This is a genomic window from Klebsiella sp. CTHL.F3a, from assembly GCF_019890895.1.
GTDB lineage: Bacteria > Pseudomonadota > Gammaproteobacteria > Enterobacterales > Enterobacteriaceae > Klebsiella > Klebsiella grimontii.
In genome coordinates, this window is record NZ_CP082360.1 from 2,274,657 (window position 1) to 2,293,963 (window position 19,307).

A 19,307-nucleotide genomic window follows, 5' to 3' on the forward strand; every position below is an offset into this window, starting at 1 on the left:
CCTTTCGTTTAAAGTCGATTGAGGTGTCCATATTACGGGCGTTGAAGTGGCGGATTTTTCCTATAATTGTGCGAGGAGGACATAATATGTATCAGCGCATTAACGGTTCCGCCTGGCGTAATATCTGGCTGGTGGGCGATCTGCACGGCTGTTTCGCACGCCTGATGGCGGCCCTTCGCGAGCACAGGTTTGACCCTTATCAGGACCTGCTTCTCTCGGTGGGCGATCTGATCGATCGTGGACCACAAAGCGCGCAATGCCTGGATTTACTGCGCTATCGCTGGGTTTGCGCGGTACGTGGAAACCATGAGCAGATGGCGCTGGAGGCGCTTGCGGGCAGCGATATGCGGCTCTGGGAGATGAACGGAGGCGACTGGTATACGCAATCTCCGCAGAACCAGAGGCGGCGCCTTACGGAGCTTATCGCCCGCTGCCGCGACCTACCGCTGATTATCGAACTCCACAGCGGTGGGCAGGTGCACGTCATTGCCCATGCTGATTACCCCGCGGCGGTTTATTGCTGGCAGCGCGCTGTCGATGAGCATCAGGTGTTGTGGCGTCGGCAGCGGCTTGCCGACCATTTCGCCGGGCGTCACGGCGCGATTGCCGGCGCCGATCATTTCTGGTTCGGCCATACGCCGCTCAAACGGCGCTATGACAGCGATAACCAGCATTATATCGATACAGGGGCCGTATTTGGTGGAGCGCTAACCCTGGTGGCGCTACAGCTGGCGGGCTAAAAATCGCTGTATTCTCGGGCGGGGAGCCAGAAACTGTCGATAAAATCTTCTACCGGAAAGCAGCCGCCGTGGCGTATCCGCTGATCGTCCATGGCCGTTGTGCACTGCCGCTCGTTATCGTAAACATCGACAACGATATCTTCACAGCCGCCGTCCAGGTAACAAATAAACAGTACTAAGGCAAACATCCTGGCCTCATATCCTGAAAAACATATTGTTAAGTGTAGGAGATGTCAGAAAAGCGGGGAAATAAATAACCCGTCTCAGGCGACGGGTTTATTGGAATCAGGCGAGGCGCATGATCCAGGCATCGGACTGGCGATCGTAGTGCTTACGGTAGAGGACGGAATGTTCACCATCAAGTATGGCGGGCACGCTGGTGTCCGCGTCCCATGCATCAAGCTGCATGCATAAATCCGGATCGGATTTGCAGGGGATACTTAACGTTCGCTCTCCCTGCTGTTCGCCGTGCAGTTCGGCGTCGTCTATTTCAAACGCGCCGATACGTACGCTAGTTTTACTCATAAATTCACCCCGTTTGTCTGCTGATTTGTGGTACGACCAGTTGAGGCCGACATTTTTGAGCGTAGACAAACGGGCGTAAAGCGCCAGTGAAAAAGTGCTGTTTTTCGAGGCGCCATCACGCTTTTTTGCTAAAAAGCTTACCGTCACGCACCAGTTCGCGGGGATAGCTGTTTTTTAAACGCGACCCGACTTTTTTCGCCAGCCCGAGCGGCGCGCCCTGATAGGTGACAATCGCATCATCCTTCTCCGGGAGCGTTTCCGGATAGACGTCGCGGCCGCGGTACCACTCTTCCGCTTCTGCCTGAGTCAGCGCAAAGGGCGCGGCCGGGGCGGCAAGCGCAATCACCGCTTCGTGCTGCCAGCGATAGCCTTTGTTGTGGGTTTCGGCGAGCCGGATCCCGATGCGTGAAAAGCGCACTTTACCGAAGAGCGCTTCGAGCGCCTGTGGGAAGAGCCAAATTTCTTTATCACGCTGCCAGAGCGTATGGTCGGCGGTCCACTGCAAACCGACGGCGGCAGCGGCGGCAATAACGGCGGCGGATTCGCGGGTTTTAAGCGGCGTGAAGGGGAATTTCCCGACTTTATAGCCCGGCGCCGGGAGCGGCTTGATGGCGGCGGTTTTGCGTAAGCGGGCGACGAAGAACCCTTCGCAGTCAAAAATCTGCGGGAAGACGTGCAGGAAACCCTCGTCGGTCAGCGCTTCGCTGGCCTGGGGGAACAGCGAGCCGAGCGGCAGTACTTCCACCGCCTGCGGGTAGCGCGCTAGCAGCCCGTTGATCACGTCTTCGTTTTCTTGCCGGTTCAGGGTGCAGGTGGAGTAAACCAGCGTCCCGCCGGGGCGAAGGGCGTGAAACGCGCTGTCGATAAGTTCGCGCTGGGTAAGCGCGATCTCCGCGTTGCTTTCCGGCGACCAGTTTTTCAACGCATCGGGGTCTTTACGTACTACTCCTTCGCCAGAGCAGGGGGCGTCGAGCAGGATCGCATCAAAGCATTCCGGTAGCGCGGCGCCGAATACCCGGCCATCGAAATGGGTTAACGCCACGTTGCTAATTCCGCAGCGGCTGATATTGGCGTGCAGGACTTTAACCCGGCTGGCGGAATATTCATTGGCCAGAATGCCGCCTTCATTGCCCATGCGCGCGGCGATTTGCGTGGTTTTAGATCCCGGCGCGGCGGCGACATCCATCACCCGCTGCGGCGTTTCACCGCCGGCAAACAGCGCGGCGACGGGCAGCATGGAGCTGGCTTCCTGAATGTAAAACAGCCCGCTAAGATGCTCGGCCGCGCTGCCCAGCGGCAGGTCGTCTTCGTCTTCACGCTCGATCCAGAAACCCTCTTCGCACCACGGAACCGGCGTGAGCTGCCAGCGATAGGGGGCGACCAGCTGCAAAAAATCAGCCACCGTGATTTTCAGCGTATTGACGCGAATGCTCCGCCGCAGCGGGCGCTGGCAGGCGGCGATAAAGTCGTCGAAAGAGAGATGCGTCGGCATTGCCGCACGCATTTGAGCGAGGAATTCTTCAGGAAGATAGACAGCGTTTTGAGCCACGGGGAGCGCACCACAACGAAAAAAGGGGGCGTAGTTTACCACAAAGGCTCCGGCGGCGGACACCGGAGCCTTTTACGCTTAGCGCGGCAGGGCGGTGCCCCATTCGCGCCACTCTTTCGGTTCGCTCTCCAGCAGCAGGAAGTGTTTGCCATCCTGCGCTTTCGGCGCCAGCGGCGTACCCGGAGGCGTCGCAAACGCGATGCCGCCGCGAATGAACTGATTAAAGGTACCGGTTTTCACCACCCCGCCAATCAGGCCAAAGTCGAGGCTATAGCCGGAAGCCAGCCAGAACACCGAGTTGTTGCGCACCAGATACTGATAACGCTTGCTGATACGCAGCTGTACCATCACGCGATCCGACATCGAACCGAGCATCAGACCGGTCACCGTGCCGACTTCGAGCCCGCGGAACAGCACCGGCGTGCCGATACCCAGCGAACCCGCTTCCGGTACTTCGACGATAATGCTCAGGCCGTCGATATAACGTGAATCGCTGATCGTGGTTTCCTGAATTTCGAAATCACGGCGCGGTGAACCGCGTCCCGGCTCGACGTTGATATAGGCCTGGAAAAGGGTATCCAGATGTTCAACGCCCGCCGCGGAAATCTGCGGCGTAATCACCGAGAAACGCGTCCCGGCGCGGGCAAAGGTATTGACGTATTCCGGGTAGAGCACCGCTTTCGCCTGCACTTCGTTTTTCGCGGTAATTAAATTCAGCGACTGGATCTGGCCAATATCAATCCCCAGGTAGCGAATCGGCATCCCTTCGGCGATTTTACCGGCGTCGAAGGCGTGGAGGGTTATCTGCCCACCCACCGCGCGGGCAGCGGTTTCCGAAGCATACAGCACGCGTTTATTATCGATCCGCGCGCTAGCGCTGGCGCCGCTGAGGTTATCAAAGCTAATCGCGCCCTTCAGCGCGCGGGAAAGCGGGGAAGCCTGCACCGTCAGACCGCTACCGTTAAGCTGCACTTTGGCGCCGCCTTCGGCCCAGAACACGCTGTTGCTGGTCAGCAGATGGCGATATTCCGGCTTGATATGAATATTGATTTCAAAGGCGTTTTTGCGCGGCTGCACGGTGATGATTTCCCCGACCGCAAATTTACGGTACAGCACCACGGAGCCGGCCTGCACGTCCGGCAGCGTCTCGGCTGAGAGCGTAAGCGTGGTGGTCGGCAGATCGCTCATGCTGTTTTCCAGCGCCTTTTCCTGGTTCGCATACAGCGGATAGCGGCTTTGCATCGCCCCCTTGTCGCCCGGAATAATGCGGATCCCGCCGTTGACCCATTCGCTGGCGCTGGCGCCGAGGAACTGCACGCCGTCGATGCCGACTTTGACGTCAATCCGGCTGTTGACCACGAATTTGCTATCGCCGCGAACCAGTGAACGGTACTCCGGCATAATCGCTACCTGGAACGTGACGCCATCGGCATTCAGCTTGCGCTCCAGAACCTGGCCAATCTGGACGCCGTGCAGAATTAGCGGCTGCCCGGCGTCGATACCGTAGCTCTCCGGCGCGGTGAGCGTAACGGTCGCCACATCCGGTTCTTCCAGAATGGATTTATCGGCAGGCAGCACCGCAAACTGGTTACGCGGCTCACCTTCACCGGGAACCAGTTCAAAGGTGGTGCCGGTCAGCAGGGCGCTGACGCTGGGGTTATCCAGAGAGATTTTCGGCTTCTTCATCTGAATCAGCGTCTTCTCACGCAGCAGGCTGACGACGCTCGGATCGACGGTCATTTCGCCGGTCACTTTCCCGTCGGAATTGAGATTCATCTTGCTGAGCTGGCCAACCTCGAGTCCCTGGTACATCAGCGGCGTAGAGCCGGCTTTTAAGCCCGCGCCGTCGGGAAGATCCAGTTTGACCACCACCCCACGCTGACTGTGCGCCAGGTCTTCATATAAGTGATAATCCGTGTTCTGCTGAGCCTGCGCAGAGTCATCGGGGGAATCAAAGGCAATAGCGCCGTTCACCAGCGCTGAGAGGCTATCGAGCTGGACCTTCGCGCCGCTCAGGCTGACATCCGCTTTTACGCCGGAGACGTTCCAGAAACGGCTCTCTTTTTTCACCAGGTTCGTGAAACGGCGCTCGATCAGTACGTCAATGGTGACGCCCTGATTGTTCGGATTAATCGCGTAGTCATACACCCGGCCGACCGGAATTTTGCGGAAATAGACCAGCGAGCCGCTGGTTAACGAGCCCAAATCCGCAGACTTGAGATGAATCATTAGCTCGCCGTTATTAATGTGATACTTCGGCTGGGTGTCGAGAGCGACAAAGTGATCTTCAGGCTCGCCCTGACCGGGCATCATGCCGATATAGTTGCCGCCAACCAGCGCATCGAGGCCCGACACGCCGGCGAGAGAAGCTTTCGGCGTCACCAGCCAGAACTGCGTCTCCTTGCGCAGCGCATCTTTCATATCGCCTTTGACGCTGGCTGAAACCTCAATTTTGCTCAGATCTTTACTCAGCGAGATATTCTCGACCGTACCGACTTCTACTCCCTGATAGCGGATGGGCGTGCGCCCAGGAACGATACCGTTGGCCGACTGGAAGTCGATAACGATCGTCGTACCGCGATCCTGATAGCTGGTCCATATCAGCCAACCGGCAATCAGTAGCGCAATGACCGGCAGCAGCCAGAAGGGCGAGATGCGGCGTTTAGTTTTAATTTTGGCTTCAGTCGGCGAAGCGGGCGTTTCCTGACTCATGTGCGTCCCAAAGTAAGCGGCTGTCCAGCCATTCAACAGCAAGGATAGTTAATATTACCGCGGCGCCAAAATAGACCGCGGCGGGCCCCATCGTAAACGCGAGGAGCTGATCGCGGTTGATCAGCGACATGGTTAATGCGATGACAAAAAGATCCAACATAGACCAGCGGCCGATCCAGGTAATCAGCCGCAGCAGCAGGATGCGGGTACGTAACCCCTGTTCACACTTGAATTGTATGCTGACCAGCAGGGTAAACAATACAATAACTTTGGTGAATGGGACCAGAATACTGGCGATGAACACCACTCCGGCGATGGCCACGTTGCTGCTGGCCAGCGACATAATGCCGGAAAGAATAGTGTCGTCCTGGCGCGCGCCGTTGACGTAAATAATCGAGATTGGCAGCAGGTTGGCAGGCAGCAGGAAAACCATCGACGCGATCAGCGCGGCCCAGCTCTTTTGCAGGCTTTGGCGACGTCTGTGGCGCAGAGGCGTGTGACAGCGGCGGCAGCGCCCACGGGAATCACGATGTCCGGTATAATGACAGCCGAGACAAACCTGGAGATTATTATCCGGCCGCAGCGCCGGGCGCTGGGGATAAAAACGCTCCCACAGCTCCTCAACGTTCATATGGATAAGCGTCAGGATGCTGAGCAGGGTGAGCGCGATATAGGCAATAAGCCCGATGCCGGGCTGCAGAAAGGCGTAATCTTGTACTTTGATGGAGGCGACGCCGATACCGACCAGGTAAATATCCAGCATCACCCACTCTTTGAGCCGCTCCAGCATCAGCAGTATCGGGCGCAGATTCATGCCCAGCACGTTACCCAGCCACAGGTAGGCGATTGAGACGACCAGCAGTACTGGCGCGACGACCGCGCAAAACAGCACCATCGCCGCCGTGAGCGGATCGCCCTGGCCGGTCATTTGCCAGATGCCCTGAAGGACGTTAGCGTCGATGCGTACGCCTAAGAGATGTAAACGCAGAAGCGGTTCGCTCCAGGCAAAAGGCATCAGCAGCAGCATCGCGATCGCCATACTGCCCAGTCGGGTAAGCGACCAGTCACGGCCATCGCGCACTTTGGCATTGCAGCGAGGGCACCAGGCGCTCTGATTCTTTTTGAGGACCGGTAAACGAAACAGCAGATCGCACTGCGGGCAGCGCTGATAGTGAGCGTGCGCAACAGGCGCGCTGACCGAGTAGACGATCATCTTTTTTGCTGGCGTAACCCTGGGTGTTTTTAGTGGCATTTATAGCTTACAGAAATGAGTGTATCTCTCTATCTTAACTCAGGAATGAATTCATCTTGAGCATGAATGCATTTAAAGCTTATTTTATTAGGCTGTAAGTGTAAGGTAGTAAGACAACTAAGCGAATAAATAATGAACAAACAAGAATTCTACGCGGATCTGAACCGCGATTTTCAGGCGTTAATGGCAGGCGAAACCAGTTTTCTGGCCATGATTTCAAATACCAGCGCGCTGCTGTTCGAGCGGCTGGCTGAAGTGAACTGGGCCGGTTTTTATCTCCTGGAAGGCGACACGCTGGTCCTTGGCCCGTTCCAGGGCAAGCTGGCCTGCGTGCGTATTCCGGTAGGGCGCGGCGTATGCGGCGCTGCCGTCGCGCAGAATCGCGTGCAGCGGGTAGAAGACGTTCACGCGTTTGATGGTCACATCGCCTGTGACGCCGCCAGTAATTCGGAAATTGTCTTCCCGTTGCGGGTGAACGATCGAACTATCGGCGTCCTGGATATCGATAGCACAGCCTATTCCCGCTTCACCGCTGAAGATGAGCAGGGGCTGGCAGAACTGGTCGCGCATCTGGAAAAACTCATTTCTGCGACTGATTATCAAAAAATATTCACCCGCGTCGCAGGATAATCAACGGATAACGTAGCATTTACCGATGACGTCATTATAATGACGCCTGTTCATGCCTGCGGCTTGTTGGCTACGTCCGTTGTAATCAGGAAATTTCATGGAAAATCAACCTAAGTTGAATAGCAGTAAAGAAGTCATTGCGTTTCTGGCCGAACGCTTCCCTCAGTGTTTTAGCGCTGAAGGCGAAGCTCGCCCCCTGAAAGTCGGTATTTTTCAGGATCTCGTTGAGCGCGTTGGCGGAGAGATGAATCTCAGCAAAACCCAACTTCGCGCTGCACTGCGTCTTTATACTTCGAGCTGGCGCTACCTGTACGGCGTTAAGCCTGGCGCAGTCCGCGTTGACCTCGACGGCAACCCGTGCGGCGAGCTGGAAGAGCAGCATGTTGCTCACGCCCGCCAGCAGCTTGAAGAAGCAAAAGCCCGCGTTCAGGCGCAGCGTGAAGCGCAGCAAGCGAAAAAACGCGAAGCCGCCGCCGCCGCTGGCCAGCCGGAAGAGGGGGCTCGTCGCGAGCGTAAACCTCGTCCTCAGGCTCAGGCGCGTCGTAAAGAAGGCGCTGAGCAGCGTAAACCGCGCCCGGCACCAGCAGCCAAAGCGCCGCGCGAAGAGCGTCATACCCCTGTATCAGATGTGTCTGTATTGACCGTTGGCCAGGCACTGAAGGTGAAAGCAGGTAATAATGCAATGGACGCCACCGTCCTGGAAATCACCAAAGATGGCGTTCGTGTACAGCTGACTTCTGGTATGTCAATGATTGTACGCGCAGAACACCTGGTGTTCTGAAACGGAGGCCGGGCCAGGCATGAACAAATTCTTTAAGCTCACCGCGTTGGCGGGCCTGCTGGTAATCGCAGGCCAGTCGTTCGCCGTGGACGATATAACCCGGATTGATCAAATCCCCGTGCTGAAAGAAGAGCCGCAGCACGCAACGGTGAGCGAGCGCGTGACATCGCGCTTTACCCGTTCCCACTACCGCCAGTTCGATCTCGACAATGCCTTTTCGGCAAAAATTTTCGATCGTTATCTGAACCTGCTGGATTACAGCCATAACGTGCTGTTGGCCAGCGACGTGGCGCAGTTTGCCGCGAAAAAGAATCAAATCGGCGATGAGCTGCGCAGCGGGAAGCTGGACGTTTTTTACGACCTGTATAATCTGGCGCAGAAACGTCGTTTCGAGCGTTATCAATATGCATTGAAAGTGCTGGAACGTCCGATGGACTTCACCGGCAATGACAACTTCAACCTTGACCGCAGCAAGTCGCCCTGGCCGAAAGATGAGGCCGAGCTGAATGCGCTGTGGGATGCCAAGGTGAAGTTCGATCAGCTCAGTCTCAAGCTGGCTGGCAAAGATGATAAAGAGATTCGCGAGACCTTAACCCGTCGTTACAAGTTTGCCATTCGCCGTCTGGCGCAAACCAACAGCGAAGATGTTTTCTCGCTGGCGATGACCGCCTTTGCGCGTGAAATCGACCCGCATACCAACTATCTCTCACCGCGCAATACTGAACAGTTCAATACCGAAATGAGCCTGTCTCTCGAAGGTATCGGCGCGGTATTGCAGATGGATGACGACTACACGGTGATCAATTCACTGGTGGCCGGTGGGCCTGCGGCGAAGAGCAAAGCCATCAGCGTGGGTGACCGTATCGTTGGCGTTGGCCAGCCGGGTAAAGCCATGGTCGATGTGATCGGCTGGCGTCTTGATGATGTGGTAGCGCTGATCAAAGGTCCAAAGGGCAGCAAGGTTCGCCTGGAGATACTCCCGGCGGGTAAAGGCGCGAAAACACGGATTGTGACCCTCACGCGCGAACGTATTCGTCTTGAAGACCGCGCGGTTAAGATGTCAGTCAAAACCGTCGGCAAAGAGAAGGTTGGCGTACTGGATATTCCAGGTTTCTATGTTGGCCTTACGGATGACGTGAAGGTTCAACTGCAGAAACTGGAAAAACAGAACGTTAGCAGCATCGTTATCGATCTGCGCAGCAACGGCGGCGGGGCGCTGACCGAAGCGGTTTCGCTTTCTGGCTTGTTTATTCCATCCGGTCCGGTTGTTCAGGTGCGCGATAACAACGGTAAAGTGCGCGAAGACAGCGATACCGATGGCGTGGTGTACTACAAAGGCCCGCTGGTGGTGCTGGTCGACCGTTTCAGCGCGTCGGCTTCTGAAATTTTCGCCGCCGCGATGCAGGACTACGGTCGCGCGCTGATCGTCGGGGAGCCGACCTTTGGCAAGGGGACCGTCCAGCAGTACCGTTCGCTGAACCGTATCTACGATCAAATGCTGCGCCCTGACTGGCCGGCGCTGGGCTCCGTACAGTACACCATTCAGAAATTCTATCGCATCAACGGCGGTAGTACTCAGCGTAAGGGTGTGACGCCGGACATCATGATGCCGACCGGAACGGAACAGCGTGAGACCGGCGAGCAGTATGAAGATAACGCGCTACCGTGGGACAGCGTCAATGCGGCAACCTACGTGAAATACAGCGACCTGACGCCGTTTGGGCCGGAGCTGCTAAAACGCCACGATGCGCGTATCGCTAATGATCCTGAATTCCAGTACATCATGAAGGACATTGCTCGCTATAACGCGATGAAAGACAAACGCAACATCGTCTCCCTGAACTACGCGCAGCGTGAAAAGGAGAACGAAGAAGATGATGCGATTCGTCTGGCTCGCGTTAACGATCGCCTGAAACGCGAAGGCAAGCCGTTGCTGAAGAAACTGGAAGATCTGCCGAAGGATTACCAGGAGCCCGATCCGTATCTTGATGAAACGGTTCATATTGCGCTCGATCTGGCCCATGAGGAAAAGGATCGGCCAGCGGTAGAGCCCCCGGCCAGTAAATAAATCCCCAACGGGCACACTAATTTGTGCCCGTTTTCTTTTCTGTTCTTGCGCAACTTTGCCGGCCTGAATTCAACAAAATGTCAACGCTATTGCCCAGCGTCAGCAATATGCTACAAAATGTAAAGTTGTGTCTTTCTCGTGACTTAGCGGGGCCTGATGGTTGAAAATTGGCGCTCTACCCATACCATGTGGGTAATCGCATAGTGCGTTTTGTTAAATCGAGGTTAAAAGAAAATTATGATGCGAATCGCGCTTTTCCTGCTGACCAACCTGGCAGTGATGGTGGTGTTCGGGCTGGTGCTAAGCCTGACGGGAATTCAGTCAAGCAGCATGACCGGGCTGCTGATCATGGCGCTGTTGTTTGGTTTCGGCGGTTCAATCGTTTCGCTGCTGATGTCGAAATGGATGGCGCTGAAATCGGTGGGTGGGGAAGTCATTGAGCAGCCGCGTAATGAAACCGAGCGCTGGCTAATGAATACCGTCGCGCAGCAGGCGCGGCAGGCGGGCATTGGTATGCCGCAGGTGGCTATCTACCATGCGCCGGATATTAACGCCTTCGCGACCGGCGCGCGCCGCGATGCGTCGCTGGTGGCCGTCAGCACAGGGCTGTTGCAGAACATGAGCCGTGATGAAGCGGAAGCGGTCATTGCGCATGAGATTAGCCACATTGCCAACGGTGACATGGTTACCATGACGTTGATTCAGGGGGTGGTGAATACCTTCGTTATCTTTATCTCGCGCGTTATCGCGCAGATTGCGGCGGGCTTCCTCGGCGGCAATCGGGATGAAGGTGAAAACAGCAACGGCAACCCGCTGATCTATTTTGCGGTCGCTACGGTGCTGGAGCTGGTGTTTGGTATTCTGGCGAGCATTATCACCATGTGGTTCTCCCGCTACCGCGAGTTCCATGCCGACGCCGGTTCAGCAAAACTGGTCGGGCGTGAGAAAATGATCGCCGCGCTGCAGCGCCTGAAAACCAGCTATGAGCCGCAGGAAGCCAGCAGCATGATGGCGTTCTGTATTAACGGTAAAGCGAAATCCATGAGCGAGCTGTTTATGACTCACCCGCCTCTGGATAAGCGTATTGAAGCCCTGCGCAGCGGCGAATATCTGAAGTAACGCTCCGTTCCCGGCTGTAAAAAAATAAAAATCCGCAACCTTCGGGCTGCGGATTTTTTTATGTCGATTAAGGGCTACAGCCTGGCGCGCGGCTGCGTGACGCGCAGCCCGCTGACGGCCGCGGCGACAACGGCAAGGATCCCGGCCAGCATAAGAGCGGTGTGGGTTCCGCTATTCCCTGACAGATTAAACAGCAGCGCCACCAGCGCGGCGCCGGTACTCTGCCCAAGCAGGCGCGCGGTACCCAGCATGCCGCTTGCGCCGCCGCTACGATGAGCCGGCGCTGAAGAGACGATGGTGTGATTGTTGGGCGACTGGAACAGACCAAAGCCCGCGCCGCAGAGTGCCATTCGCCAGATAATATCCAGATCCGTGGGGGCGGAGGGCAGTAAAGCCAGGCCGAACAGGCCACAGGCCATGACGAGAAGGCCAATCGCGCCCAGCAGCCCGGCGTGAACTTTCTCAATCAAATAGCCTGCCAGCGGCGCCATCACCATTGTGGCCAGCGGCCACGGCGTCAGGAGCAGACCGGTTTCCACCTCGCTGCGTCCCATCATTGACTGCAGGAAGAACGGCAGCGAAACCATGGCCAGCATCTGGGCGCAGAAGGAGCATATGGAGGTACAAATTGAAAGAGAGAACAGCGGGATACGCAGCAGGTCAATCGGCAACAGGGGGACCGGCATCCTGAGCTGACGACGGACAAAAAAGAACCCGACGACCAGCATGGCAACGATCTCCGCCGCAACCAGTTCGCCGGACTGGCCCTGGGCGAAACCGCCGAGAGCGGTAATCAGTAAGCCAAAGGTTAAGGCATTCATGATGGCGCTCGGCAGGTCGAAGCGGGTGACCTTGCTGCGGCCCACGTTGGCGGGCAGATAGCGTAACGCGAGAAGCAGGGAAATAATGCCCAGCGGAACGTTAATCAGAAACAGCCATTGCCATGAAGCCATCGAGAGAATCGCGGCGGCGATGGTCGGACCCGCCGCGGAGGAGACCGCCACCACGAAAGAGTTGATCCCCATTCCGCGGCCGAGAAAACGCTGGGGATAAATCAGGCGAATAAGCGCGGTGTTAACGCTCATCAGTGCCGCGCCGCCGAGGCCCTGCGCCACGCGCGCCAGGGTCAGCATTTCCAGGCTTGTGGAGAGGGCGCAGGCCAGCGACGTGAAGGTAAAAAGCGCCAGGCCGATTTTATAAATACGCCGATAGCCGACCATATCGCCGAGGAAAGAGAGCGGCAGCAGGGCGATAACAATGGCGATTTGGTAGGCATTCACTATCCAGATAGAGGATGCCGGGGAGGCGTTTAAATCGCTGGCGATGGTCGGTAGGGCGACGTTGGCGATCGCGCCATCCAGCACCGCCATCGACAGGCCTAATACAATGGTCAGAATGGCGCCGTAACGCTGCGGCAAAGGTAACCCATCGGAGAGGTTTTTATCCATGTGAGGTCTGTATCTTATCGGGGACTATTAACTGGGTAATAATTTTAGCATTGATTATTCAGCGGCATGTCGCAGATTTGTAACGAATAGGCAGAAGAACGATTGCGGGTCGCGGGATGCGAATTTATAATAAAAACCGGTTCTAATTTTTATAAAACAGTTGCGATGAGGTGATAAATGGCAGTTGCAGATTTGGATAAACAGCCAGATTCTGTCTCTTCGGTATTGAAGGTTTTTGGCATTCTGCAGGCGCTTGGCGAAGAGCGTGAAATTGGCATTACCGAACTGTCCCAGCGCGTCATGATGTCAAAAAGCACCGTTTATCGCTTTTTGCAGACCATGAAATCGCTGGGGTACGTAGCTCAGGAAGGCGAATCCGAGAAATATTCTCTGACCCTCAAACTCTTCGAACTTGGCGCGCGGGCTTTGCAGAACGTTGATTTGGTACGCAGCGCTGATATTCAGATGCGCGAGCTTTCACGTCTGACGAAAGAGACCGTCCACCTGGGTGCTTTGGATGAAGACAGCATCGTTTACATCCACAAAATCGACTCAATGTACAATTTGCGCATGTACTCGCGCATTGGGCGTCGTAACCCGCTGTACAGCACCGCGATCGGTAAAGTGCTGCTGGCCTGGCGCGATCGTTCCGAGGTTGAACAGATTCTGGAAGGCGTGGAGTACAAACGCAGCACCGACCGGACCATCACCAGCACCGAAGAGCTGCTGGCGGTTCTGGATCAGGTCCGCGAGCAGGGGTATGGCGAAGATAACGAAGAGCAGGAAGAAGGGCTGCGCTGCATTGGGGTGCCGGTTTTCGACCGCTTCGGCGTGGTTATCGCCGGTCTGAGTATCTCTTTCCCGACGCTGCGTTTCTCGGAAGAACGCCTGAACGAGTATGTCGCGATGCTGCACACGGCGGCACGTAAAATTTCCGAGCAGATGGGCTATAACGATTATCCGTTCTGATCGGGTGCGTGAAGCGGGCTACAGAATCTGTAGCCCGCTCGTGACTAGCCGTTATCAACAACCGTGGCGCTTTTACGCAGAATAGGGCAATCGGTGATGCCGATAATACCGCTGCTGGAATGAACATATTGTGCGGTACTGATGCCGCGAGCCGTGAGATATTTACACTGCAATCCCAGCCCTCCTGCGTTCTCACTGCTGCCCATTAATACACCATAACCGCTTAATAACACGCCAATCCACAAGATAGCCAGCACCACAATGGTACGAATGATCAATCGCATTGTTGCCTCATTATTTGTATTATCCTTGCGTCCATTCTGGCATGAACACCAGTTGAAACAAGTCTATGATTCCTAAACTTGCCTTTCGTATTACAGTTAGCCGCGGTTTAAGAAGGTCATGTTATCCTGGCGACATCTGATACTGATGCGGAGTGTGGAGTGAAAAAATTACGGTGGGTTTTGCTGATAGTCATCATTGCAGGTTGCTTACTGCTATGGACTCAGATGCTTAACGTAATGTGCGATCAGGATGTACAGTTCTTCAGCGGCATCTGCACTATCAATAAATTTATTCCCTGGTAAGACATTTTTAATATGATTGATTTTCTTCTGCTGCGCGGGTGGTAGAATAAGCGCCTTCTCTTTGAGGTGGTGAAATGAGTGAGTTACTAAATCCTGGGATTGTAAGCCTGGCATCCGTGGCGCTATCTGTTGTGCTGCTGCTTGTCGGCCTGTTGTTATGGTTTTTTGTTAATCGCGCCAGTTCGCGCGCCAATGAGCAGATAGCGCTGCTGCAGGCGCTGCTGGATCAGCAAAAGCGGCAAACCGCGCTGCTGCGTCGTCTCTGTGAGGCCAATGCGCCTGAGAAGGAGAGCGCCGCTGAACCTTCAGTAGCCGAAAAGGGAAAAGGCGACGACGATTTTATCCGTCTTGTGGCAGAGCGCTGATCCGACCGACAGGTGTGCACGTTTGCGGTGTGCGCCTGTATCTCACCCGGCTGTATAACTTAATCTTATCTATAAACCTCTTCAGCTTTTTCCGCGCGCACGGGCCAGCGGAAGCGGCTTTACCACGCCGCCTTATATTGCTTTGTTTAATTAATCAAATAAAAGAATAGTTGGACTTAACTGTCATCAGCTCTTCATTATTGTCGTGGAATATCAGTATAGACAATATTTTAAGCTCTTCAATTTACGTGTTTTGATATTATGAAATGCCCGCATTAAAGCAATTTTTCGTCTATCGTTATGAGCTTTTATATGCATCTTTATGCAGTGGTTTTTGTCTCCCCCTAAAATTGGCGGTTTCACTGCGGCCGTGGGTGGGAGCACTGAAGTTGTTGAGCTGTGACGGATAAGTGGCCGCCAGAGAGGATATCCTGGGGGGGCAAGCAGGGCGCGATAAGGATAAGCCAGAGCGAGCAAAGTCGCATAAATGTGCAGGCGATCAAATGATTCCCTTATAATCTGTGCGAGCGATCGAGACCCGTCTAAAAATGGCTTGCCATTATTTACGTAGTATGTGATAACACGTTTCGGGTTAAACGAGGTACAGTTCTGTTTATGTGTGGCATTTTCAGTAAAGAAGTCCTGAGTAAACACGTTGTCGTTGAATACCGCTTCTCTGCCGAACCTTATATTAGTGCCTCATGCAGTCATGTGTCAGTTTTATCTATGTAAGCGCCCTACGGGCGAAGAAAACAGTCTAAGGAATTTTGCAAATGGCAAAGATTAAAGGTCAAGTTAAGTGGTTCAACGAGTCTAAAGGTTTTGGCTTCATTACTCCGGCTGATGGCAGCAAAGATGTGTTTGTACACTTCTCCGCTATCCAGGGTAACGGTTTCAAAACTCTGGCTGAAGGCCAGAACGTTGAGTTCGAAATTCAGGACGGCCAGAAAGGTCCAGCTGCAGTTAACGTAACTGCTATCTGATTTAAGACCACTGAATCTTGTAAGAAAGCCTCGCAACTGCGGGGCTTTTTAGTATTTATTGCAAAACATGTCCATTTACCACCCTCCGTTGCGCTTTGTTGCAAATCAACACCATTATTAGCACTGTTTAGCAACCTGTTTTGTCTATTTCTGTTAAATCAGATGCTTGCAAAACAATGATGGAGCTAAGGTGCAAAAGAACAAACTCAAGTCAGCCGCCAACTTTACCCCGCTTAGGTTTGGGTTGTTGTGCGTGGCGATTCTTTGCTGTATGGGACTGCTGTTGGTCCGGGTCGGCTGGCTACAAATTGTCTCCCCTGACAATCTGGTTAAACAAGAGGACATGCGATCCCTGCGCGAGGAGCCTATTGATGTGCAGCGCGGCACGATTAGCGACCGCGAGGGCCGACCGCTGGCGGTCAGCGTGCCGGTGAGCGCCGTCTGGGTCGATCCGCAAACCACGCTCGAAAAGGGGGGCGTCGGCTACGGTCCGCGCTGGCAAGCAATGGCGCAAGCTTTACATCTCAACCTTAGCGAGCTGGCCCACCGCGTCGAAGCGCACCCTCACGCGCGGTTTCTCTACCTGGCGCGCCAGATCAATCCGGAGCAGGCGGAGTGGATTGATAAGCTTCATCTGCCGGGGATCAATCTGCGCGATGAGTCGCGCCGCTTTTATCCGGCGGGGCACGTTGCCGCTAACCTGCTGGGTTTTACCAATATCGATAACCAGGGTATTGAAGGCGTTGAGAAAAGCTTTAACGTTCAGTTGACCGGTCAGCCCGGGCGTCGCCTGGTGCGCAAAGACCGGCACGGCAACGTCATCGAAAATATCACCGAAGTCCCGGCGGTTCCGGCCCACAATTTACAGCTCAGTATCGATGAGCGCCTGCAAACGGTGACAGAGGACGCGCTGGATAACGCTGTTCGCTGGAACAAGGCGGAATCAGGAGCGGCGGTATTAATTAAAATCGATACCGGGGAGATTCTGTCGATGGCCAGCTACCCGGACTTCAACCCGAACAATCGCGATGATGCGAAGCTGGATGATTTTCGCAATCGCGCCATTAGCGATACTTTCGAGCCGGGGTCGACGGTTAAACCGCTGGTGCTGATGACCGCGCTCCAGCAGGGCATTGTTCAGCCGGATAGCGTGGTGGATACTCATCCGTTTGTCCTCGATGGCCACCGTATTCGCGACGTGGGTTACTATCCCGAGCTCTCCCTCACCGGTATTCTGCAGAAATCCAGCGATACCGGGGTTTCACATTTGTCGCTGGCGATGCCAATTCAGCATCTTATCGATACCTATAAAGCGTTCGGTTTTGGCGACTCTACTGGCCTGGGATTGACCGGGGAGAGCGCCGGGTTGATGCCGCAGCGCCGCTATTGGGGCCAGTTGGACCGGGCGACATTCGCCTTCGGCTACGGCCTGATGGTCACGCCGCTCCAGCTGGCGCACGTGTATGCCACTATCGGCAGCTACGGTATCGAGCGTCCGCTATCAATAACCCGTATTGATCCGCCGGTGATGGGTACTCGGGTAATGCCGGAGCAAATCGTGCATGAAGTCGAACATATGATGGAGAGCGTCGCCTTACCGGGCGGCGGCGGGACCAAAGCGGCGGTACGCGACTATCGGGTGGCGGTAAAAACCGGTACCGCCAAAAAAATTGGACCGGATGGTAAATATATCGATAAGTACGTTGCCTATACCGCCGGCGTTGCGCCCGCCAGTAACCCGAAATTCGCGCTGGTGGTAGTGATGAACGATCCCAGTAACGGTTCGTATTACGGCGGAGCGGTTTCGGCGCCGGTATTCAGCCAGATTATGGGCGATGTGCTGCGCCTGGAAAACGTCATGCCCGATGGGATGCCGCAGGGGGCGGAAAATCTTATCGTGATGCATCGTGACGGAGCCCCGTCGCCTGCGCTGTAACGGTGGCCTGGAGGGGCGAATAGCGCTACACTTTCGCCCTTTCAGCACACCGGAGTTGTCATGTCTTACAGTTGCCCCCTTTGCCACGCGCCGCTTGAGCGCCGCGATAATAGCTATATCTGCCCGCAGCGGCATCAGTTCGATCTGGCGAAGGAAGGGTACGTCAATTTGCTGCCTGTGCAGTTTAAGCGCTCCCGCGATCCGGGCGACAGCGCTGAAATGATGCAGGCCAGGCGCGCGTTCCTTGATGCGGGGCATTATCAGCCGCTTCGCGGGGCTATCTGCGCTTATCTGCAAACCTTCGCGCCGACGGATTTATTGGATATTGGCTGCGGAGAAGGCTACTACACGCACGCTTTTGCCGCCATCGCGGCCCATAGCTGGGGCCTGGATGTGTCGAAATCGGCTATCCGCGCGGCGGCAAAACGTTATCCGCAGGTCCGCTTTTGCGTCGCTTCCAGCCAGCGTCTGCCGTTTGAGAACGCGAGCCTGGATGCGATAGTACGTATTTATGCTCCCTGTAATGCCCTTGAACTGGCGCGCGTTGTCAGGCCCGGCGGCTGGGTTATCACCGCGACGCCGGGACCTCGCCACCTTATGGAGCTGAAAGGGTTGATCTACGACGACGTGCGCTTGCATGAGCAGAGCAGGGAAGAGATGGAAGGATTTACGTTACGTCACCAGCAGCAGTTGGCCTATCCGATGCAGCTTAACGGCAGCGAGGCGGAAGCTTTACTGCAAATGACGCCGTTTGCGTGGCGGGCGAAGCCGCCGGTGAGGGAAGCGCTGCGCCAGCAGGCGCTGTTTGACTGCCAGACCGATTTTGCTATTCACTGCTGGCAGCGCGATGCCTGAGGATTAGCCAGCGAAATGGCTCCAGAGGATCTGGGCGCCAATGCCGATCAGCACGATACCGCCAAGGATTTCCGCCCGTTTGCCGAGCAGCGGGCCGATAAAACGTCCTACCATTATGCCCAGCGTCGACATCATCAACGTGGCGCAGCCGATAGCCAGCGCGGTGGCGATAATATTGACCTGCAGGAACGCCAGGCCAACGCCGACGGCCATCGCATCCAGGCTGGTGGCGAAAGCGGTGGTCACCAGTAGCCAAAAACCATGACGGCGTGGAGCTTCGCCCTCATCGCTATCGCCGCCGCGTAACCCTTCGATAACCATTCGACCGCCGAGAAAAACCAGCAGCACAAAGGCAATCCAGTGGTTCCATTCGAGTACGAACTGGCTGGCGAGCATCCCCAAACCCCAGCCGACAAGCGGGGTGAGCGTTTCGATAGCGCCAAAGATCAGACCCGTCCGCAGGACTTCAGAAAATTTAGGTTTATGGAGGGTCGCGCCTTTTCCAATAGAGGCCGCAAAGGCGTCCATGGACATGCCGAAGGCAAGAAGAATTGTAGCGGATACATTCATGAGAGCGTCCTGACCGGGGATAATCCATATGACACATCGCTGCCCCCAGTAAAAATACGCAGCACACCTAATGATAAAGTGCTGCGTACAGCAGTGATGCGTCTATGGTCTCGCCTGATTGAATACGTTCTGCTTCAACCCGCACGTGCCACGTTTTGCAACGAGTATGTTGACACGGACATTTTCTGCCAGGCAGAAAATTGGCTACTCCCCAACGA

General features: G+C 55.4%; 18 protein-coding genes and 2 pseudogenes. 12 read left to right on the plus strand and 8 right to left on the minus strand.

Annotated features, from left to right (window positions below):
* The first annotated feature begins 86 nt into the window (after positions 1-86).
* The gene (gene pphA, locus K7H21_RS10730) at positions 87-740 is read left to right on the plus strand and encodes a protein-serine/threonine phosphatase (protein WP_004122016.1); all 654 of its coding nucleotides are present in this window, start codon (positions 87-89) and stop codon (positions 738-740) included.
* Here the strand turns inward: pphA and K7H21_RS10735 are convergent.
* From K7H21_RS10735 to yebS, 5 genes are all read right to left on the minus strand, one after another.
* The gene (locus K7H21_RS10735; RefSeq protein ID WP_004122014.1) at positions 737-928 is read right to left on the minus strand and encodes a YdfD/YebW family protein; all 192 of its coding nucleotides are present in this window, start codon (positions 926-928) and stop codon (positions 737-739) included. The genes pphA and K7H21_RS10735 overlap by 4 nt on opposite strands.
* A 97-nt stretch (positions 929-1,025) precedes the next feature.
* Positions 1,026-1,265 carry a YebV family protein gene (locus K7H21_RS10740; RefSeq protein ID WP_004103329.1) on the minus strand — a complete coding sequence of 80 codons (240 nt, stop codon included), beginning with the start codon at positions 1,263-1,265 and terminating at the stop codon, positions 1,026-1,028.
* A gap of 115 nt (positions 1,266-1,380) precedes the next feature.
* Positions 1,381-2,814 carry a 16S rRNA (cytosine(1407)-C(5))-methyltransferase RsmF gene (gene rsmF / locus K7H21_RS10745; RefSeq protein ID WP_223035769.1) on the minus strand — a complete coding sequence of 478 codons (1,434 nt, stop codon included), beginning with the start codon at positions 2,812-2,814 and terminating at the stop codon, positions 1,381-1,383.
* Between the two features lie 78 nt (positions 2,815-2,892).
* Positions 2,893-5,526: a PqiB family protein gene (locus tag K7H21_RS10750; protein WP_004122010.1), complete on the minus strand. Its 2,634-nt coding sequence runs from the start codon at positions 5,524-5,526 to the stop codon at positions 2,893-2,895.
* Positions 5,495-6,778 (minus strand): membrane integrity lipid transport subunit YebS, encoded by a 1,284-nt coding sequence (yebS, locus tag K7H21_RS10755; protein ID WP_032741884.1) that lies wholly within the window; start codon positions 6,776-6,778, stop codon positions 5,495-5,497. Before yebS ends, K7H21_RS10750 begins: the two co-directional genes overlap by 32 nt.
* 132 nt (positions 6,779-6,910) lie before the next feature.
* On the opposite strand from yebS, the pseudogene K7H21_RS10760 reads away from it, so the two are divergent.
* The 4 genes and pseudogenes from K7H21_RS10760 (at position 6,911) to htpX (ending at position 11,376) form a co-directional block, all read left to right on the plus strand.
* Positions 6,911-7,424 (plus strand): annotated as a pseudogene (locus K7H21_RS10760) (GAF domain-containing protein).
* Positions 7,425-7,505: 81 nt separating this feature from the next.
* Positions 7,506-8,189 (plus strand): RNA chaperone ProQ, encoded by a 684-nt coding sequence (proQ, locus tag K7H21_RS10765; protein WP_004122005.1) that lies wholly within the window; start codon positions 7,506-7,508, stop codon positions 8,187-8,189.
* Between the two features lie 19 nt (positions 8,190-8,208).
* The gene (prc, locus tag K7H21_RS10770; protein ID WP_004122004.1) at positions 8,209-10,257 is read left to right on the plus strand and encodes a carboxy terminal-processing peptidase; all 2,049 of its coding nucleotides are present in this window, start codon (positions 8,209-8,211) and stop codon (positions 10,255-10,257) included.
* Positions 10,258-10,494: 237 nt separating this feature from the next.
* Positions 10,495-11,376 carry a protease HtpX gene (gene htpX, locus K7H21_RS10775; protein ID WP_004122003.1) on the plus strand — a complete coding sequence of 294 codons (882 nt, stop codon included), beginning with the start codon at positions 10,495-10,497 and terminating at the stop codon, positions 11,374-11,376.
* Between the two features lie 74 nt (positions 11,377-11,450).
* On the opposite strand, the gene K7H21_RS10780 is transcribed toward htpX, so the two are convergent.
* The gene (locus tag K7H21_RS10780) at positions 11,451-12,824 is read right to left on the minus strand and encodes an MFS transporter (protein WP_123829173.1); all 1,374 of its coding nucleotides are present in this window, start codon (positions 12,822-12,824) and stop codon (positions 11,451-11,453) included.
* Positions 12,825-13,001: 177 nt separating this feature from the next.
* Between K7H21_RS10780 and kdgR the strand changes: the two genes are divergently transcribed.
* On the plus strand, positions 13,002-13,793 hold the full coding sequence (gene kdgR / locus K7H21_RS10785) for a DNA-binding transcriptional regulator KdgR (protein ID WP_004122001.1): 792 nt from the start codon (positions 13,002-13,004) through the stop codon (positions 13,791-13,793).
* Between the two features lie 44 nt (positions 13,794-13,837).
* Here the strand turns inward: kdgR and K7H21_RS10790 are convergent, their stop codons facing one another.
* Positions 13,838-14,077 (minus strand): YobH family protein, encoded by a 240-nt coding sequence (locus tag K7H21_RS10790; RefSeq protein ID WP_004122000.1) that lies wholly within the window; start codon positions 14,075-14,077, stop codon positions 13,838-13,840.
* Between the two features lie 159 nt (positions 14,078-14,236).
* Between K7H21_RS10790 and mgrB the strand changes: the two genes are divergently transcribed.
* From mgrB to rlmA, 6 genes and pseudogenes are all read left to right on the plus strand, one after another.
* Positions 14,237-14,380 (plus strand): PhoP/PhoQ regulatory lipoprotein MgrB, encoded by a 144-nt coding sequence (gene mgrB, locus K7H21_RS10795; RefSeq protein ID WP_002911375.1) that lies wholly within the window; start codon positions 14,237-14,239, stop codon positions 14,378-14,380.
* Between the two features lie 74 nt (positions 14,381-14,454).
* Positions 14,455-14,745, plus strand: coding sequence for a YebO family protein (locus tag K7H21_RS10800; RefSeq protein WP_004121996.1), 291 nt, complete (start codon positions 14,455-14,457; stop codon positions 14,743-14,745).
* A gap of 615 nt (positions 14,746-15,360) precedes the next feature.
* Positions 15,361-15,506, plus strand: a pseudogene (locus tag K7H21_RS10805) (DUF2627 domain-containing protein).
* Between the two features lie 12 nt (positions 15,507-15,518).
* Complete coding sequence (gene cspE / locus K7H21_RS10810; RefSeq protein ID WP_001062678.1) at positions 15,519-15,728, plus strand: transcription antiterminator/RNA stability regulator CspE; 210 nt, start codon at positions 15,519-15,521, stop codon at positions 15,726-15,728.
* Positions 15,729-15,918: 190 nt separating this feature from the next.
* Positions 15,919-17,664 (plus strand): peptidoglycan glycosyltransferase FtsI, encoded by a 1,746-nt coding sequence (gene ftsI / locus K7H21_RS10815; RefSeq protein WP_004121995.1) that lies wholly within the window; start codon positions 15,919-15,921, stop codon positions 17,662-17,664.
* A 60-nt stretch (positions 17,665-17,724) separates the two neighbouring features.
* A complete protein-coding gene (rlmA, locus tag K7H21_RS10820) occupies positions 17,725-18,519 on the plus strand; it encodes a 23S rRNA (guanine(745)-N(1))-methyltransferase (RefSeq protein WP_223035770.1) in 795 nt (264 codons plus the stop codon).
* 3 nt (positions 18,520-18,522) lie between these two features.
* Here rlmA and mntP read toward each other — a convergent pair whose 3' ends face one another.
* Complete coding sequence (gene mntP, locus K7H21_RS10825) at positions 18,523-19,089, minus strand: manganese efflux pump MntP (RefSeq protein WP_223035771.1); 567 nt, start codon at positions 19,087-19,089, stop codon at positions 18,523-18,525.
* Positions 19,090-19,307: the final 218 nt, after the last annotated feature.

Coding starts and splice junctions, on each gene's coding strand:
- mntP (WP_223035771.1), bottom strand. CDS start 19,089: ATGAATGTATCCGCTACAATTCTTCTTGCCTTCGGCATGTCCATGGAC.
- cspE (WP_001062678.1), top strand. CDS start 15,519: ATGGCAAAGATTAAAGGTCAAGTTAAGTGGTTCAACGAGTCTAAAGGT.
- htpX (WP_004122003.1), top strand. CDS start 10,495: ATGATGCGAATCGCGCTTTTCCTGCTGACCAACCTGGCAGTGATGGTG.
- K7H21_RS10800 (WP_004121996.1), top strand. CDS start 14,455: ATGAGTGAGTTACTAAATCCTGGGATTGTAAGCCTGGCATCCGTGGCG.
- K7H21_RS10790 (WP_004122000.1), bottom strand. CDS start 14,077: ATGCGATTGATCATTCGTACCATTGTGGTGCTGGCTATCTTGTGGATT.
- kdgR (WP_004122001.1), top strand. CDS start 13,002: ATGGCAGTTGCAGATTTGGATAAACAGCCAGATTCTGTCTCTTCGGTA.
- K7H21_RS10780 (WP_123829173.1), bottom strand. CDS start 12,824: ATGGATAAAAACCTCTCCGATGGGTTACCTTTGCCGCAGCGTTACGGC.
- K7H21_RS10735 (WP_004122014.1), bottom strand. CDS start 928: ATGTTTGCCTTAGTACTGTTTATTTGTTACCTGGACGGCGGCTGTGAA.
- pphA (WP_004122016.1), top strand. CDS start 87: ATGTATCAGCGCATTAACGGTTCCGCCTGGCGTAATATCTGGCTGGTG.
- yebS (WP_032741884.1), bottom strand. CDS start 6,778: ATGCCACTAAAAACACCCAGGGTTACGCCAGCAAAAAAGATGATCGTC.
- K7H21_RS10740 (WP_004103329.1), bottom strand. CDS start 1,265: ATGAGTAAAACTAGCGTACGTATCGGCGCGTTTGAAATAGACGACGCC.
- K7H21_RS10750 (WP_004122010.1), bottom strand. CDS start 5,526: ATGAGTCAGGAAACGCCCGCTTCGCCGACTGAAGCCAAAATTAAAACT.
- prc (WP_004122004.1), top strand. CDS start 8,209: ATGAACAAATTCTTTAAGCTCACCGCGTTGGCGGGCCTGCTGGTAATC.
- proQ (WP_004122005.1), top strand. CDS start 7,506: ATGGAAAATCAACCTAAGTTGAATAGCAGTAAAGAAGTCATTGCGTTT.
- rlmA (WP_223035770.1), top strand. CDS start 17,725: ATGTCTTACAGTTGCCCCCTTTGCCACGCGCCGCTTGAGCGCCGCGAT.